The sequence below is a fragment of the Salinivibrio socompensis S35 genome (assembly GCF_000513715.1).
GTDB lineage: Bacteria > Pseudomonadota > Gammaproteobacteria > Enterobacterales > Vibrionaceae > Salinivibrio > Salinivibrio socompensis.
Window position 1 is genome coordinate 1 of the sequence record NZ_AQOD01000172.1, and the last position, 15,115, is coordinate 15,115.

Annotated in this window: 15 protein-coding genes and 3 pseudogenes; 14 read left to right on the plus strand and 4 right to left on the minus strand. The window is 49.2% G+C overall.

Annotated elements, in window-relative coordinates:
• Positions 1 to 336 precede the first annotated feature (336 nt).
• The 4 genes and pseudogenes from DZ54_RS22565 (at position 337) to DZ54_RS22575 (ending at position 4,420) form a co-directional block, all read left to right on the plus strand.
• Positions 337 to 2,317 (plus strand): annotated as a pseudogene (locus tag DZ54_RS22565) (exoribonuclease II).
• A gap of 248 nt (positions 2,318 to 2,565) precedes the next feature.
• On the plus strand, positions 2,566 to 3,177 hold the full coding sequence (locus DZ54_RS23770; RefSeq protein ID WP_051416072.1) for a hypothetical protein: 612 nt from the start codon (positions 2,566 to 2,568) through the stop codon (positions 3,175 to 3,177).
• Positions 3,111 to 3,794 carry a GGDEF domain-containing protein gene (locus DZ54_RS23775; RefSeq protein WP_128080558.1) on the plus strand — a complete coding sequence of 228 codons (684 nt, stop codon included), beginning with the start codon at positions 3,111 to 3,113 and terminating at the stop codon, positions 3,792 to 3,794. Before DZ54_RS23770 ends, DZ54_RS23775 begins: the two co-directional genes overlap by 67 nt.
• Positions 3,791 to 4,420 (plus strand): C40 family peptidase, encoded by a 630-nt coding sequence (locus DZ54_RS22575; RefSeq protein WP_025675139.1) that lies wholly within the window; start codon positions 3,791 to 3,793, stop codon positions 4,418 to 4,420. Before DZ54_RS23775 ends, DZ54_RS22575 begins: the two co-directional genes overlap by 4 nt.
• Here DZ54_RS22575 and DZ54_RS22580 read toward each other — a convergent pair.
• Positions 4,322 to 4,863 (minus strand): annotated as a pseudogene (locus DZ54_RS22580) (DNA-3-methyladenine glycosylase I); the annotation flags it as partial. The gene DZ54_RS22575 and the pseudogene DZ54_RS22580 sit on opposite strands and share 99 nt — an antisense overlap.
• A 350-nt stretch (positions 4,864 to 5,213) precedes the next feature.
• Here DZ54_RS22580 and folM point away from each other — a divergent pair.
• The 10 genes from folM to DZ54_RS0115915 all read left to right on the plus strand — a co-directional run bounded on the left by folM (position 5,214) and on the right by DZ54_RS0115915 (position 12,691).
• Positions 5,214 to 5,759 (plus strand): dihydromonapterin reductase, encoded by a 546-nt coding sequence (gene folM, locus DZ54_RS22585; protein ID WP_240474049.1) that lies wholly within the window; start codon positions 5,214 to 5,216, stop codon positions 5,757 to 5,759.
• A 22-nt stretch (positions 5,760 to 5,781) separates the two neighbouring features.
• On the plus strand, positions 5,782 to 6,147 hold the full coding sequence (gene folX, locus DZ54_RS0115875; protein ID WP_025675140.1) for a dihydroneopterin triphosphate 2'-epimerase: 366 nt from the start codon (positions 5,782 to 5,784) through the stop codon (positions 6,145 to 6,147).
• A 112-nt stretch (positions 6,148 to 6,259) separates the two neighbouring features.
• Positions 6,260 to 6,799, plus strand: coding sequence for a cytochrome b (locus tag DZ54_RS0115880; RefSeq protein WP_025675142.1), 540 nt, complete (start codon positions 6,260 to 6,262; stop codon positions 6,797 to 6,799).
• Complete coding sequence (locus DZ54_RS0115885; RefSeq protein ID WP_025675144.1) at positions 6,796 to 7,365, plus strand: YceI family protein; 570 nt, start codon at positions 6,796 to 6,798, stop codon at positions 7,363 to 7,365. The genes DZ54_RS0115880 and DZ54_RS0115885 overlap by 4 nt, the downstream gene beginning before the upstream one ends.
• A 140-nt stretch (positions 7,366 to 7,505) precedes the next feature.
• Positions 7,506 to 8,279, plus strand: coding sequence for a substrate-binding periplasmic protein (locus DZ54_RS0115890; protein ID WP_025675146.1), 774 nt, complete (start codon positions 7,506 to 7,508; stop codon positions 8,277 to 8,279).
• 69 nt (positions 8,280 to 8,348) lie between these two features.
• Positions 8,349 to 9,026 carry an HAD family hydrolase gene (locus DZ54_RS0115895; RefSeq protein ID WP_037354907.1) on the plus strand — a complete coding sequence of 226 codons (678 nt, stop codon included), beginning with the start codon at positions 8,349 to 8,351 and terminating at the stop codon, positions 9,024 to 9,026.
• A gap of 171 nt (positions 9,027 to 9,197) precedes the next feature.
• Positions 9,198 to 10,100 (plus strand): metal ABC transporter substrate-binding protein, encoded by a 903-nt coding sequence (locus DZ54_RS0115900; RefSeq protein ID WP_025675149.1) that lies wholly within the window; start codon positions 9,198 to 9,200, stop codon positions 10,098 to 10,100.
• Complete coding sequence (locus DZ54_RS0115905) at positions 10,087 to 10,968, plus strand: ATP-binding cassette domain-containing protein (protein ID WP_025675152.1); 882 nt, start codon at positions 10,087 to 10,089, stop codon at positions 10,966 to 10,968. The genes DZ54_RS0115900 and DZ54_RS0115905 overlap by 14 nt, the downstream gene beginning before the upstream one ends.
• A complete protein-coding gene (locus DZ54_RS0115910) occupies positions 10,965 to 11,810 on the plus strand; it encodes a metal ABC transporter permease (protein ID WP_025675153.1) in 846 nt (281 codons plus the stop codon). The genes DZ54_RS0115905 and DZ54_RS0115910 overlap by 4 nt, the downstream gene beginning before the upstream one ends.
• The gene (locus DZ54_RS0115915) at positions 11,807 to 12,691 is read left to right on the plus strand and encodes a metal ABC transporter permease (protein WP_025675154.1); all 885 of its coding nucleotides are present in this window, start codon (positions 11,807 to 11,809) and stop codon (positions 12,689 to 12,691) included. Before DZ54_RS0115910 ends, DZ54_RS0115915 begins: the two co-directional genes overlap by 4 nt.
• Positions 12,692 to 12,814: 123 nt before the next feature.
• On the opposite strand, the pseudogene DZ54_RS22590 reads toward DZ54_RS0115915, so the two are convergent.
• The 3 genes and pseudogenes from DZ54_RS22590 to DZ54_RS25340 form a co-directional block, all read right to left on the minus strand.
• Positions 12,815 to 14,028, minus strand: a pseudogene (locus tag DZ54_RS22590) (type II toxin-antitoxin system HipA family toxin).
• A complete protein-coding gene (locus tag DZ54_RS0115925; RefSeq protein WP_025675156.1) occupies positions 14,021 to 14,332 on the minus strand; it encodes a helix-turn-helix domain-containing protein in 312 nt (103 codons plus the stop codon). The pseudogene DZ54_RS22590 and the gene DZ54_RS0115925 overlap by 8 nt, the downstream one beginning before the upstream one ends.
• Before the next feature lie 283 nt (positions 14,333 to 14,615).
• Positions 14,616 to 14,822 (minus strand): hypothetical protein, encoded by a 207-nt coding sequence (locus tag DZ54_RS25340; RefSeq protein ID WP_025675158.1) that lies wholly within the window; start codon positions 14,820 to 14,822, stop codon positions 14,616 to 14,618.
• Positions 14,823 to 15,115 lie beyond the last annotated feature (293 nt).

Genomic DNA, 15,115 nt, shown 5'->3' on the forward strand with positions numbered 1-15,115 from the left:
ATTATGAGTGTAGCAAACGGGCCCTTCAGCGTTCTGCTCAACCATGCAACACTGTCTTTTATACAGTGTTAGTTACCAGCGCCACGGGCCTCGGTCATTAAGGGTGTGTATTCTGCGCTATTTACACCAAAAAAGCCAGAAAAAGTTGAACAAGTTCACAAAAAACGGGCTTGATGGACACATATGTCGCAGCTTGTTGGCAAAGCCAACAAATCGCGGACAAAAAACCGACGGAAAAACAGAGTCTGGCGTGAGTCACAGGATTTTATTACCACGGGTTGGTTTTGAAACAGTGAATACGTATAGTGTGGCGATCCGTTAATCGAGACCCAAGTTATGTTTCAAGACAATCCTCTGCTCGCGCAGCTAAAGCAACAGATCCAAGAAACCCTGCCTAAAAAAGAAGGACAGGTAAAAGCCACCGAGAAAGGCTTCGGCTTTCTCGAAGTTGACGACAAAACCAGCCTTTTCCATTCCCCCCCCTTATATGAAGAAGGTACTACACGGCGACCGCGTAGAAGCCATTGTTCGTACTGAAAAAGACCGGGAAGTGGCAGAGCCAGAAACACTGGTTGAACCAAGTTTGGATCGCTTTATCGGTCGCGTGCAGTGGGTTCGTAACCGTCTGAATGTCGTGCCTGATAATCCACAAATGAAAGATGCCTTACGCGCGAAAACAAAGCGTGGTCTGTCACAAGATGGCTTGAAAGAAGGGGACTGGGTCGTCGCATCACTGACCAAGCACCCCTTAAAAGGCGACGATAACTTTTTGTGCGAAATCAGTGAAAAGATCACTGACGCAGACGACAAGATTGCGCCTTGGTGGGTCACGTTAGCCAAGCACAACCTTCCTAACCAAGAGCCTGCCCCTAAAGACGCATGGCCGATGTTAGAGCAAGGGTTAGAACGTCGTGACCTCACCGATCTTCCCTTTGTCACCATTGATGGTGAGTCCACCAAAGACATGGATGATGCCCTGTATGTGAAAGCCAATGAACAAGGTGGCTTTACCATGACAGTGGCGATCGCCGATCCGACTGCTTATATCGATGCGGATGATGAGCTCGATCAGGTCGCACGCGAGCGCGGGTTCACTATTTATCTGCCTGGGCGCAATATTCCCATGCTACCGCGTGACCTCAGTGACGATTTATGTTCTCTTCGCGAAAATGAGCAACGCCCAGCGCTATGCTGTACGTTTAGTATCGATGCCGACGGCACGATCGCCGATGAGACTGAATTTTTCTCAGCATGGATCCAGTCACATGGCCAACTCGCCTATGACAAGGTGTCAGATTATATCGAACAAGGTGAGCAAGCCGATTGGCAACCGCAAACATCGGCGATCGCTGAGCAAATTCATCAGCTCCATCAATTCGCGTTAGCGCGCATCCAATGGCGTGAAACCCATGCAGTCACCTTCCCTGACCGCCCGGATTATCGTTTTGAATTGAGTGAAGACAACGATGTGATCGCGATTCATACCGATCAACGTCGTATTGCCAATCGCATTGTTGAAGAGTCAATGATCAGCGCTACATTGTKTGCGGGCCGCAAATTGCGTGATGCCTTCGGCTTTGGCGTCTTCAATACTCATGCCGGATTTAAACAAGACAAACTGGATGACGTCGTCGAACTCGTGCGCGCTCATGAGCACGAAGCTGACAGCGACACGTTAGCCAGTGTCGAAGGCTTTAGCGCGTTGCGTCGCTGGCTGAACAGCTTAGAGACCACCTATTTAGACAACCGCTTACGCCGTTTTCAAGCTTACAGTGAAATTGGCCACGAGCCAGCACCTCATTATGCTATGGGGCTAGATGTGTACGCGACCTGGACATCACCAATCCGTAAATACGGCGACATGATCAACCACCGCTTACTCAAAGCGATTATCCGTGGCGAAACGGAAGCCAACGCGCCTGCCGATACCGTCGGTGAAGAACTGGCTGGCCATCGCAAGCATCACCGCATGGCGGAGCGTGACGTGGCTGATTGGCTTTATACCCGCTTGCTCACACCTGAAGTTGAAGCACAAACCCGTTATACGGCGGAGATCTTTGACATTAACCGCGCAGGTATGCGCGTTCGTTTGCTGGAAAACGGCGCACCTGCGTTTATTCCTGGCTCACTGATCCTGGACAACAAAACCCGGATGGTGTGCGATAAAGAGACAGGCACAGTGACCATTGATGGCAACGTTGAATTTAAGCTTGGCGATAGCCTAGAAGTGGTCATAACCGATATCAAAGAGACCACCCGTTCGATTGTCGCCAAACCAACACAGGTATTCACTCTCTCGGACACGTCTGAAAGCTAGTTTTATCGCTTGTGGTGTATTGCTGAGTGTTGATCGTTTACGATAAACACGAAAACGTTAAGAGAGCCAAGTCATTGCTTGGCTCTCTTTTTATCCACTTTCTTTTTGCTCATAAAGTGATAATCTAGTTATTAAATGGCGTTTATCATTAAACCATTGCAATTATCACATTCTACGTGCCTGGCGACCCCCTAAAAAGCTATCAGTGGTATGTTAATGGTGTTACCTCAACCCGTTTAAGAGGTTTCATGGGGCTTTTACGTTCATCTGTGGTCCGCATGGGGACTCCGATTGCTTTATTGTTACTCCTCGCGGTTGGTTATCAGCCTCTGATCACCTCGCTCGCGCCCTATTATAACCTGGTATATGCCGCCCCCTATTTTCTCTTGCTCAATGCCCTACTTTTAAGCCACTTGTTTAAAAGCGCCCGCGTGGGCATGATGGTTATCATCTTATTGGTGGGATATACGGTTATTCTTACTCGGCTTCAATCGCCGCTTGATCAAGGCACCACCTATCTTGAGTACTTACTTTTAGCCGTTGCTCTACCCATTAATTTGCTCTACATGATCATCATCCGCGATCAAAAGCTGACCTCGCGATTCGGCTTGTTATTTTTTCTCGTTATTGGTATGGAGATCGGTTGGTGTGCGCTGATGGTGCAGCAATTTGGTGAATTGTCCCTTTACCTGCAACACCATCCGGTTTTAGTAAGAGCTACGTCAATCAGCCCCATGCCACTGCTGCTTATCGTGCTGCTTTCTATTTTGGTTTGTGTCGGTACCATCCGCCTTTGCGCAAAAATAGCATTGAAGATCACGCGGCTTTCGTTAGCGTACTGTGCGCCACCATCACCTTAGTCTTTTTCGATGTGCCATTCATTTCGTCACTAATATTTTCACTTGCCGGGCTGCTATTGATTGCCAACCAAGTATCATTTAGTCATCAATTAGCCTTTATCGACGGGCTCACCGAAATTGCTGGACGGCGCGCCCTGGAAGATGAGCTTAAACACCTTGGCCGCCGCTACACCCTCGCCATGCTAGATGTCGACCACTTCAAACAATTCAATGACACCTATGGGCACGAAACCGGTGACGATGTGCTTAAGCTTGTGGCCAAGCAAATGGCGCACTGTGAAGGCGGTGCCAGCGCCTTTCGCTATGGCGGCGAAGAATTTACCTTGTTATTCAAAGGCAAAACGACCGAACACTGCTTACCGTTTCTCGACGCACTGCGAGAGGGTATTGCCAACTACCCCTTAGTGCTGCGTGATCAATCTCGCCCACATGATGATAAACAAGGCCGACAAAAGCGCGGACGCGTGAGCGATACAAAGCCCGTTAATATTACTGTCAGTGTTGGATATGCCGATGCTTCGCAAGCCGACACGCCCGACGAAGTGTTACAGTTGGCAGATAAAGCCTTGTATAAAGCCAAAGAGGCAGGACGGAATTGTATTAAGGGCAGTGCGTGAAGAGACTTTTATTGATCAGTGTTCTTAGCATATTGTTAATCGGTTGCGCGACCCAACCCGATCCATCTTCAGTATCGCCTTTGCCATCGTCAACCAACCCCCTCAGCGACCAAGCATTGGATCATGCGCTTACTCAGCTTTATCGTCAGTGGCAAGGCACTCCCTATCGCTGGGGAGGCACAACACGGAGCGGTATTGACTGTTCGGCCTATACACAGCGTGTTTATCAAGACGCACTCTCAACATCCTTACCTCGCACCACACATGGTCAAGCCAAAACAGGGGATGCCATTGATTATGCGCGCGCGAAGCAAGGCGATCTGGTGTTCTTCCATATCCGCCCGGGCTTGCGTCATGTCGGTGTTTACCTTGGTGAGCAACGATTCATGCATGCCTCGGCATCAAAAGGAGTGACAGTGTCACGCTTAGATAACCCTATTCGGCAAGCTGCATTTTTTTKGGCAATTCCGCCGTTATTTCTAAGCTTGGGCTTTTACCGAGTCGGCGAGTTCGCGACAAGGTTGATACCGAGGACAAGTGACAACATGATCGTTGACCATGCCCAGCGCTTGCATCAGCGAATAGCAAATCGTCTCGCCCACAAACTTAAAGCCTCGTTTTTTTAAAAACCGACTCATGCGAGGGACTCATCCGTTGCCGTGGCCACGTCAGCATCCGATTGGTGTTGGTTCACAATCGGCACACCGTCAGTGAACTGCCATAAAGCCTTAGCGAGCGAGCCGTATTCCTCCACCAGCGCCACCGCTGCTTTGGCGTTAGTGAATACCGATGCCACCTTCAAACGGTTACGAACAATCTCATGGTTAGCCATAATGGCAGTGATATCTGGCGCTTCCACGGTAGCAAGATAATTAAAATCGAAGTTGAAGAAAGCATCACGATAAGCCTGTCGCTTTTCCAGTATTAGCCGCCAGTTCAATCCGGCCTGCGCCCCCTCCAGGCAAATAAACTCAAAAATGAGTCGTTCATCAAATGTCGGGACACCCCACTCGCTATCGTGATACACACGCTCAGATTCACTTTGCTGCGCCCATTGGCAAATTTTCATCTCTCATTGTCCTCGTCGTCATACACCCTATTTTAGTCGCCATTTCTGTTGCATATGGCAAGAAATCAGCGACTTAACGATGTAAAAGCTATCGTTTAACGCGATATGACGCTATCTTTGATCGCGATAAGTCCATGAAACGTAATAAAGTCGTTAATCCTTGTTATTGATGCCATCCAGACATACAAAGGAACACGCGTGACAAAAAAGCATATATTGATTACCGGCGCCGGACAGCGCATTGGCTACGCACTCGCTTGCCATTTTCTTAATCAGGGTCACCAGGTAACGATATCTTATCGTACCGAACGCCCTCAAGTGGCCGATTTAAGATCGCAGGCGCGCGTTGTCTGCAGGCAGATTTTTCAACGGATGCGAACATTTATGCCTTTATTGATGAAATTGATGCGTTGACCCCCACTTTCGACACACTGATCCACAATGCGTCATCTTGGGACAGTGAGAAGCACAGCCAAGATCTTGCATTATTGTTCGATAACATGATGCAAATTCATGCAAAAACGCCTTACCTTATCAATATGGCCGCCCGTCGCTGGATGCAGCAGGGTGACATAATCCATCTCACCGATTACGTCGCGCAAAAAGGCAGTGCAAAGCATATCGCCTACGCCACCAGCAAGGCGGCGCTCGAGAACCTAACCCTCTCGTTCGCACAAAAGCTGGCACCACGAATCAAAGTAAACAGTATTTCGCCAGCGCTGATCATGTTCAACGAGAGCGATGACGATGCCTATCGCGAGAAAGCACGCCATAAATCCATTTTAGGCACCGTGCCAGGCGAGCAAGAAATCGTGAATGCCTGCGAATTTATCCTCGCCAGTCAACACATGACCGGCCAATCCATCAAGCTTGATGGCGGACGCCATCTTGTCTAACTTTCGTGACCAGGAAACGACTATGAACGACGCTGTGATTAAAGTAACTAACCTGCGCCTGCGCACTTACATCGGTTTTAATCCTGACGAACAGGAGAAAAAACAAGATGTAGTCATCAATGTCGAGATTCATTACCCCGGCCACAAAGCCTGTGAAGACGACAATGTAGATGATGCTCTCAATTACAAAGATATTACCAAAGCGATTATTGATTACGTTGAGAGCGGGCGGTTTCTATTACTCGAAAAGTTGGTTGCCGGCGTGTTAGAGATTGCGCGTGACCATCACTGGGTGCGCTACGCACAAGTGACCATTGATAAGCCGCATGCACTCAGATTTGCCGACTCTGTCTCATTAAGCCTTAGCTGGACCGCCAACGAGTCGTAACACTGTTCAGAGTTCGTTAGAATTATTCGAACATCTTGTTCAAGGTGAATAGCTTCTATATTGCTATTCACCTTATATACTGTGTTGTATTAGTAATTGGGAGCGGGAACAAATGACACCGAAAAATAGCTACGATCGCGTTATGCGTACGCTACACTGGCTATCGAGTCTCGTTATCGTTGGCCTTTTCGCTGTCGGATTGTGGATGGTCGACTTGAGCTACTACAGTAGTTGGTATCAAACTGCGCCACACTGGCACAAATCGATAGGCATATTGTTGGCGATAACGACAGTCGGCCGGCTAGTGTGGAAAGCAACACATACCATGCCCACCGTTGAAGGTAAGGCTTGGGAACGCAAAGCCGCAACAGCAGGCCACCATACCATCTACCTGCTTCTTGCGACCTTGTTTATCTCTGGGTACTTGATCTCAACCTCAGATGGACGCGGGATTGATGTATTCACCTGGTTTACAGTGCCGAGTGCCGGGGAGCTGTTTCCCAATCAATCAGACATCGCTGGCGATATACATTATTACGTCGCCATCACCTTGATTGTGTTAGCAGCAGGCCATGCCATCATGGCACTGAAACACCACTTTAAAGATAAAGACAATACGTTACGGAAGATGATCGGAGGAAACCCGAAATGAAGAAACTCATGTTAGCCATGGGAATGAGCGCCGCGACACTCTTATCTGGGCCTGCATTGGCAGACACTTATATGATTGACACCAAGGGCGCACACGCCTCGGTCAACTTCAAAGTGCCACACCTAGGTTACAGCTTTACCAAAGGCCGTTTTAATACGTTTGATGGTCAGTTTGAATTTGATCCGAACAATATTGGTGCCTCGACTGTGTCTGTCACCATCGATACCACCAGTATCGATTCTAACCACGCAGAGCGCGACAAACATATTCGCAGTGGCGACTTTTTGAACGTGGGTAAGTATGGTCAAGCATCATTTGAAAGCACCAATGTAACCGATAACGGCCACGGCTCTATGACCATTGCGGGTGATCTCACCTTGCATGGTCAAACCAAGCCGATTGAAATCGACGCGGAGCTCGTTGGCCACGGTGAAGATCCATGGGGCAACTACCGTGCCGGTTTTATGGGTAACACCCGCCTTGAACTGGAAGACTTTGGTATTCCCACCATGGGTCCAGCGACTTACGTTGATATGGAGCTGCACGTAGAAGGCATTCGCCAGTAAACGGTAAGCGCACATCTGAATAAGATCGCCCCAGCATCTTCGCTGGGGTTTTTTGTCTATCGTTAAACATTCACTATACTCATTAAGAGCTAGGCTTTAATGCGGCTGTTGCGTGTATTTATCGATAAGGATGACCGTCCATGGGACTAACCTCATTTCAGCGTCTTTGCTTTGTTTTTGCCCTATTTACCTTCGCGTTTCCAGCGCAAGGCTCAATGACAAAAATAACCGCCGTGAATGATGCTTGGCCACCCTACGTGACCCGCGATAAAGCCAAGCCTGGCTTTTCTGTTGAACTGGTCACCGCCGCACTCCGTACCCAAGGCTATGACACCGAATTCTTACTCTTCCCTTGGGCGCGTGGCTTGTACGAAGTCAGAAATGGGCGCATCGATTTAATTACCACCACCTGGTACACAGACGCTCGCAGTGAATTTCTGCTATTCAGTGAGCCTTATTTCGCGACCAATGTCGATATTATGATGCGAAAAGACACTTTTTTTGAGTACGCTGGGCCCAAAAGCCTAACCGGAAAACGGATCGCCAGTGTGCGCGAATACGGCTATGAACAGTGGTTTTTAGACGCGGAAGATTTTCAACGGGTGGAAACGACATCATTAGTATCAAGCTTAAGAATGCTCGCCGCCGAGCGTGTTGATATTGCCGTGGGGAACCGCTTTGTCATGTTACAAGAGATGAAACCGCTAAACCTAAACGCCGATGATTTTCATTTTTATCCCGTCCCGATGATCAGACAGCACATCCATATTGCCGCAGGAAAAACCAACCCCAACGCGAGCGAGTACATCCAAGCCTTTAACCGCGGATTAAAAACGATCAAACAAAATGGCACCTTTACCGATTTAATAAAAAAATACGGGCTAAAATTACCAAATAATATCACCGAGGAGTGAAACCCTATCGTCATAGTTATTAGTTAAGATCGAGAGCAATATCTCAAAAAATCAGTATGGCTATGACTTATCCAATTAACATCGTCATTTTTTGATCTTGACGAAACCCTTGTCGCCACCGATACGAAGCAAGCCTGGCTTGAGTACCTTTGTCAGCGCGATCTCGCCCCGCAAAACTTGGTCGATCAAGAAAAACGAGCGTATCTGGACTTTAAAAAAGGCCGCATCAACCTTGAGCAATATATGCAGGTGCAGCTGAACCCAATCAAAGGAAAATCCACTCAAACCGTGGCTGCATGGGCGACCGACTTTATCGATAGACTCGTTGCCCCTGTGGTGGTGCCGCAAGCATTAGAACGTATTGAATGGCATCGTCACCGCGGCGATCACTGTGTGCTGGTTTCTAACACTGCGGCACATCTGGCTCGACCGATTGGCGAATTACTGAAACTCGACACCGTGATTGCGATTGAGCTTGAAACCATTAACGGCGTTTATACAGGCAGTATTTCTCATTGCGTGCAAGATTTTCGTGGCAAGCATGACTATATGCAGACATGGCTATCCGACCGCCATGACACCGTTGGCCACACGTACGGCTACAGTGATTCGCACTGGGATGTGCCGCTTCTCGAGCAAGTTGATAATGCCTTTGCGGTGAACCCCGATCCACACCTAAGTCTGCATGCACAAAAGAAAGATTGGACCATTATGGAGTGGGCGAGACATGATACCATTCGCGATTAATCTGTCATGCACCTTGCGTGGTAAATACAGAGATTTAATCTCACGGGCGCTACCGGCGTCCTTTTTAATAATACTTACTTGAGAATGATTATCATAACCGTTATCTTTAACCTATGATCGGCTGGCGGTATCACGTCGTAGCCACACATATGATGAACGAGATAAACGCTTATGAGAAAACATCTTCTACTTATTGTGGCGCTCTTGCTCTCGCCGATGGCGCACGCCGACAAACTAAAACACGCCGATAAATTAAAAGTCGTGACCAGCTTTACCATCTTGGCCGATATGGCGGCTAATGTTGCTGGCGACCATGCCGAGGTGGTCTCACTCACCAAGCCAGGCGCAGAGATCCACAACTACCAACCCACCCCAGGTGACATTGTGCGTGCCCAAGGTGCCGATGTGGTGATGTGGAATGGCTTAGATTTGGAACGTTGGTTTGAACGGTTTTTCCAGCATATCGAAGACGTACCAAATGTGATCTTATCAGACGGCGTTGAGCCGATTGTGATTGCATCAGGCCCCTATCGTGGCAAGCCCAATCCTCATGCGTGGATGTCGCCCTCCGATGCCATGCATTATGTCGACAACATCGAGCAAGCGCTGTCCAAGTACGATCCCGCCAATCAAACCCACTACCAAACCAATGCCAAAGCCTACAAGGCACAAATTCAGGCCGTGTTTGCCCGTGCTCAAGACGCCTTATCTGCCGTCCCCGAATCACAGCGTTGGCTGGTAAGCAGTGAAGGCGCGTTCTCGTACCTAGCGCGTGATTTAAACCTTAACGAAGCGTATTTGTGGCCGATCAATGCTGAGCGCCAGGGCACACCGCAACAAGTTCGCGTGCTGATTGATACCGTACGAGAACACCAAGTGCGTGCGGTATTCTCAGAAAGCACCGTATCTGATGCGCCCGCCAAACAAGTGGCTGCGGAAACTGACGCGCAATACGGCGGCATTTTATATGTCGATTCGCTCAGCCGAGCTGACGGACCGGTGCCTGATTATCTATCCTTACTGACAGTCACCACAGAAACGGTATTAACGGGGTTACGCCATGACGCACTATGATCTAACCGACGGCACACCCAGCGTGTTGGATGTCAACGAGGTGCGTGTCGTGTATCGAAACGGCCTATGCGCCCTTGAACACGCCAGTTTCTCACTGCCAGCGCAAACCATTACCGGTTTGGTCGGCGCCAATGGCAGCGGGAAGTCCACCTTGTTTAAAGCAATCATGGGGTTTGTGAATCCCGGCAGTGGCGCCATTACCGTTAACGGCACCCCGATCAAACAAGCGCAGAAAGCAGGTTTAGTGGCCTACGTGCCCCAATCTGAGGAAATTGACTGGTCATTCCCCGTGCTAGTAGAAGATGTGGTGATGATGGGCCGCTACGGAAAGATGTCGTTTATGCGTCGGCCTAAAGCGGCGGATCATCAAGCCGTCAGTGACGCCTTAGCCCGCGTTGACATGACAGCATTTCGCCAACGGCAAATTGGTGAGCTTTCCGGCGGACAGAAAAAACGGGTCTTTATCGCCCGCGCCCTTGCCCAGCACAGCCCGCTTATCTTGCTGGATGAGCCCTTTACTGGGGTGGATGTGACCAGTGAAGAATCCATCATGCGTTTGCTGCTCGAGCTCAAAGACGAAGGCAAAACCATTTTKATTGCTACCCATAACCTCGGTACCGTGCCCGACTTTTGCGATCGCACCGTGCTGGTTAATCGCGCCGTGGTAGCCGGTGGGCGCACCGAACATGTGTTTACCACCGAGAACCTCAGTGCCATTTTTGGCGGCAAGCTGCGCCAGTATGTGATGCCCAGCGATCAACTCCACCAAGACGCTGATCCGCGCGAGTTGTCAGTAATTTCCGACGACGAACGCCCCTTGGTGGTGTACGGCAAGCGCGATCAGGATGCGAAGGAGCGACGCGAATGAGCTTACTGGACCCGTTAGCCTATCAATACATGCAAAAAGCGCTGCTGGTCACCACCTTGATTGGCGGTGTGTGCGGCTTGCTCTCGGCCTTTTTGATGCTCAAAGGCTGGTCACTGATGGGCGATGCCCTCTCCCATGCCATTGTGCCGGGCGTCGCCGGTGCTTACATGCTGGGTCTGCCCTTTTCGCTCGGCGCTTTTGTCGCCGGCGGGATGGCGGCCAGTGTGATGCTGTTTTTGCATCAACGCAGTCAGATAAAACAAGATGCAATCATCGGTTTGATCTTCTCCAGCTTTTTCGCCTTTGGCCTGTTTTTGGTCTCAATTTCGCCGGTGGCGGTCGATATTCAACAAATTATGCTCGGCAACTTACTCGCCATTGCCCCGTTTGATGCCATGCAAATGCTGATCATTGCCCTAGTCAGCCTAGCGGTGTTAGCACTGAAGTGGCGTGATTTTATGCTGACCTTTTTCGATGAAAGCCATGCACGCTGCATCGGCTTGCCAGTGGTAGGGCTCAAAGTGCTGTTTTTTGCCCTTTTAAGCGCCTGCACCATGGCAGCGCTTAAAAGCGTGGGGGCCTTTTTGGTGATTTGCTTGGTGATCGCCCCCGGCGCCACCGCCTATTTATTGAGTGATCGCTTTGGGCCGGTATTAGTGCTTAGCGGACTGATTGGCACCGTCACCTCATTGTTTGGAGTATACATCAGCTATTTCGCTAACGTGAACGCGGGCGCACTGATCGTGCTGACGCAAGTCGCATTATTCTTAGCCGCCTTCATGTTGGCACCTAAACACGGCCTATTTGCGCGGCGCGCCAAACGTCAGGAGGCACTGCAATGAATCCGTATCAACTGACTTTTATGCAAGATGCATTGCTGATGGCCATCTTAGTGGCGCTGCCTTGTGCGCTGCTCTCTTGCTATTTGGTATTAAAAGGCTGGTCACTGATTGGCGATGCGGTGGCACACGCGGTGCTGCCGGGGCTGGTGCTGGCAAACTTATTTGGCCTACCGCTGATTGTCGGTGCCTTTGCCGCGGGCTCCGCATGCGCTACCAGTGTGCATTGGCTCAAACAAAATAGTCGTGTGAAAGAAGACACCTTGCTAGGGATTGTGTTTTCTGGCTTTTTCGCACTGGGGCTGATTTTGCAAGGCCAGTTCCCGTCTGATTTGCACCTTGACCATATTCTATTTGGCAACCTGTTGGGGATTAACCACCAACAGCTGCTCACCGCCGCCATCACTGGCTTAATCGTGCTCGCGCTCGTGTTCCTCAAAGGGCGAGATTTAATGCTGCTATCGTTCGACCCCGCACAAGCCAGCGTGCTCGGGCTCCCGGTGCAAAAACTTCACTGGCTCCTGCTCTCGGTGATGATTGCCACCATTGTTGCGGGGTTACATGCAGTGGGGATTATCTTAGTGGTGGCGATGTTGATTGCACCGGGCGTCACCGCCTTTATGCTCAGCAAACAATTTAGCCGCATGCTATGGATTGCCTGTGCAATCGCTTTAGTCACCGCCGTGGGCGGCGTGACCCTGTCGTTTTACCTCGACAGTGCACCAGGCCCGACTATTGTATTGTTACTGACTGGCTGTTTTGTGGTGACCTTTGCGTGGCAGCAATATCAAATCCACCGCAACCAACAGCGCCCGCAGCCGACGCCCCACGTAACGCACCAAGCGACGAAAGAAACACGCCCGTCCACCACGCAATCGCACTAATCGGCATCGACGGACACGGCGGCATCCCAACCTCAGCAGTGTGCGAGATAGAGCTCGCGCACATTGCTCGTAGCATAGGTTTGTCGTTCCTGGCCGTCATCTTGCCTTCACGCACGCCAAATTTCAGCGTAGTGGTATGCTTCGTAAGTGCTCTTCGATAGCCTTAATCATCGACTTAGTAAGTGGTAAATGCGCTTTTTCTTTCGCCCATACTTCATGGAAGCCTGCGACAGTTTGCTTTGCGGTATCTAACACCAATTTTTCTGGCAACATGGCTTTAGCTGCTAAATGTGATAGCTCATCCAGCGTGAAGTCACTGAATTTCTTGCTACGGCTAACCTTTAGCGACGCACTATTATCGGGGATATAAGGAATGGTCGAGACAAAGTCATAAGCAGGTGCAATCGATGCTGTGCGCCTATCTTTATAGATCACAGACCAATTCTTCAAATGCATATCGGCATTTCCAATTAGAGTATTGAACACCAATCGGCGAGTAAATTCTGCAATGTCTTCGTCTTGCCCTTCAATACCGATAACCTGAGCAATATTCCGCATACTGGCTTTTTTGTATTTATCTTGAGGATAAACGCCGAATACTTGCGCAAAGTCCTCAATGTGCACAGTTTGACCATCTGCACGATCAAAACGCTTGATCACAAACGCACTGTCACCAAATTTTCCAATGCCATTTGGGATATTAGCAATCCGATTAATAGGGAGTAACTGCGTTTCTGGCACGTCCATTCCCAACATTCGAGCCAGTTCCATCATTGAATATTCATTTTCTGGCACAGCTTCAAATCGAGACGACGGCAATTTTACAATCCAAGAACCACCTTGACCGGTTGCTGGGATCGTCAAACCGCCATTTGCCTGCTGCACAGCTAAAAACTTCAATTGCACTCCCGCCAATGAAAAACGCATTGGCCATCTGTTTTCGTTTCATCTTCTATGTCTTGATGCACATTAGGTGGTAAGACTTCACCATCCGCTGGCTCAACCGTGATCGCGCCTGCTAAATCCTGTCCCAGTACCCACAATAGAAAAAACTCCCGCATAGGGTTCACACCGGCGCGCTCTGCCAGGTAATTTCGCATGCTTTCTTCTGGCAAAAGGTTAGAGAAAAATGGAGTTAACTTGGTTTGGGTTGGTTTAAAGTTAGTCAGCAAGCCACCCAGTGCATCTTTAAAACCAAGCCCTAATACAGGCCGCGATTCGTCATGAATGTACGAATCCATAAAGGCAAAAAGTGTTCTATCATTGCCTACGTTGGTGATCGTTGCGATGGGCTCACCGTAGAGCAACACGTTGAGCGTAGAAACATGATTAGTCATCATCGTCTTCCTCTAACTGATAAGCGGGCGACAATGCCTCACCTTTATCGCTGATCCCTTGGCTGCTTCGAATGATCGACTTAATGGCAGGTACAGATTTTTTGGTTGCAACAAATAACTCTAGGTCGAGTGCACGGGCAAGTGCAATCAAACTGGATACTCTTAAATCAACACCGCCAGACTCGATTTTCGAAATATGGCTTTGAGGCACACCCGAACGAGCACTTAACTCTCTCTGGCTAAAACCTTTACTTACCCGAGCGTCTCGAAGGCTTTCTAGTATCTGCTCTGTTACATAGCTCATTTCGAGACACCTTAATGTATCGCTGAAGAAAAATTATATATTAAATTATATCACATCAACTCAAAGAACATAAATATGATTATCTATTGCATATCAAAAACCATAAGTTGATATATAATTGCATATGAAAAGACAGAAGTTTTTTCTCGTTTCCACGCTCCCGCGCGGGAAAGAGTTAACAAACATGGCAAGCCTACGACGCCACTGTGCTACTCGCCCAAGACCTCACCGCCATACCGATGCTGGTGGACCAAGGCGACAAAGATGGCTTTTTGCGAGTAGCTTAACCCGCAAGCCCTGAAACAAGCGGCAGAGAAACATAATTCCCCCGCTTACTTTGCGCATGCAAGCTGGCTACGGCTACAGCTACTTTTTCATCAATACCTTTATTGATAAACACCTCGCCCTCCACGCCACCCGCTTTGCGCGGTAAGACACAAAACACGTCGAGACCCAAGCGGCCACCCAGGCCGCATTTTTTTGCACCCATTTCACAAAATATGGCTTACCTAACACTTTGGACAATAGCGCACGAAAACCAAAACAGCCCTTGATACACTAAGTCCAAATCTGCCAACTCAATGGCGTGTTAGGTGCCGACAACTGACTGGCGGTAGCATGGCAAAACACAGGATGGTTAACCTGTTTATCGGTAAGCGGCCATTTCTCCCCACATTCAGATAACCACGATGACCTGATATTGATATAGCCCCTTCACTATCGGAGCTATATCATGACACGCGAAGACAAGATGCAACTTTGGCAAGAGCGCCTGCAGCACCA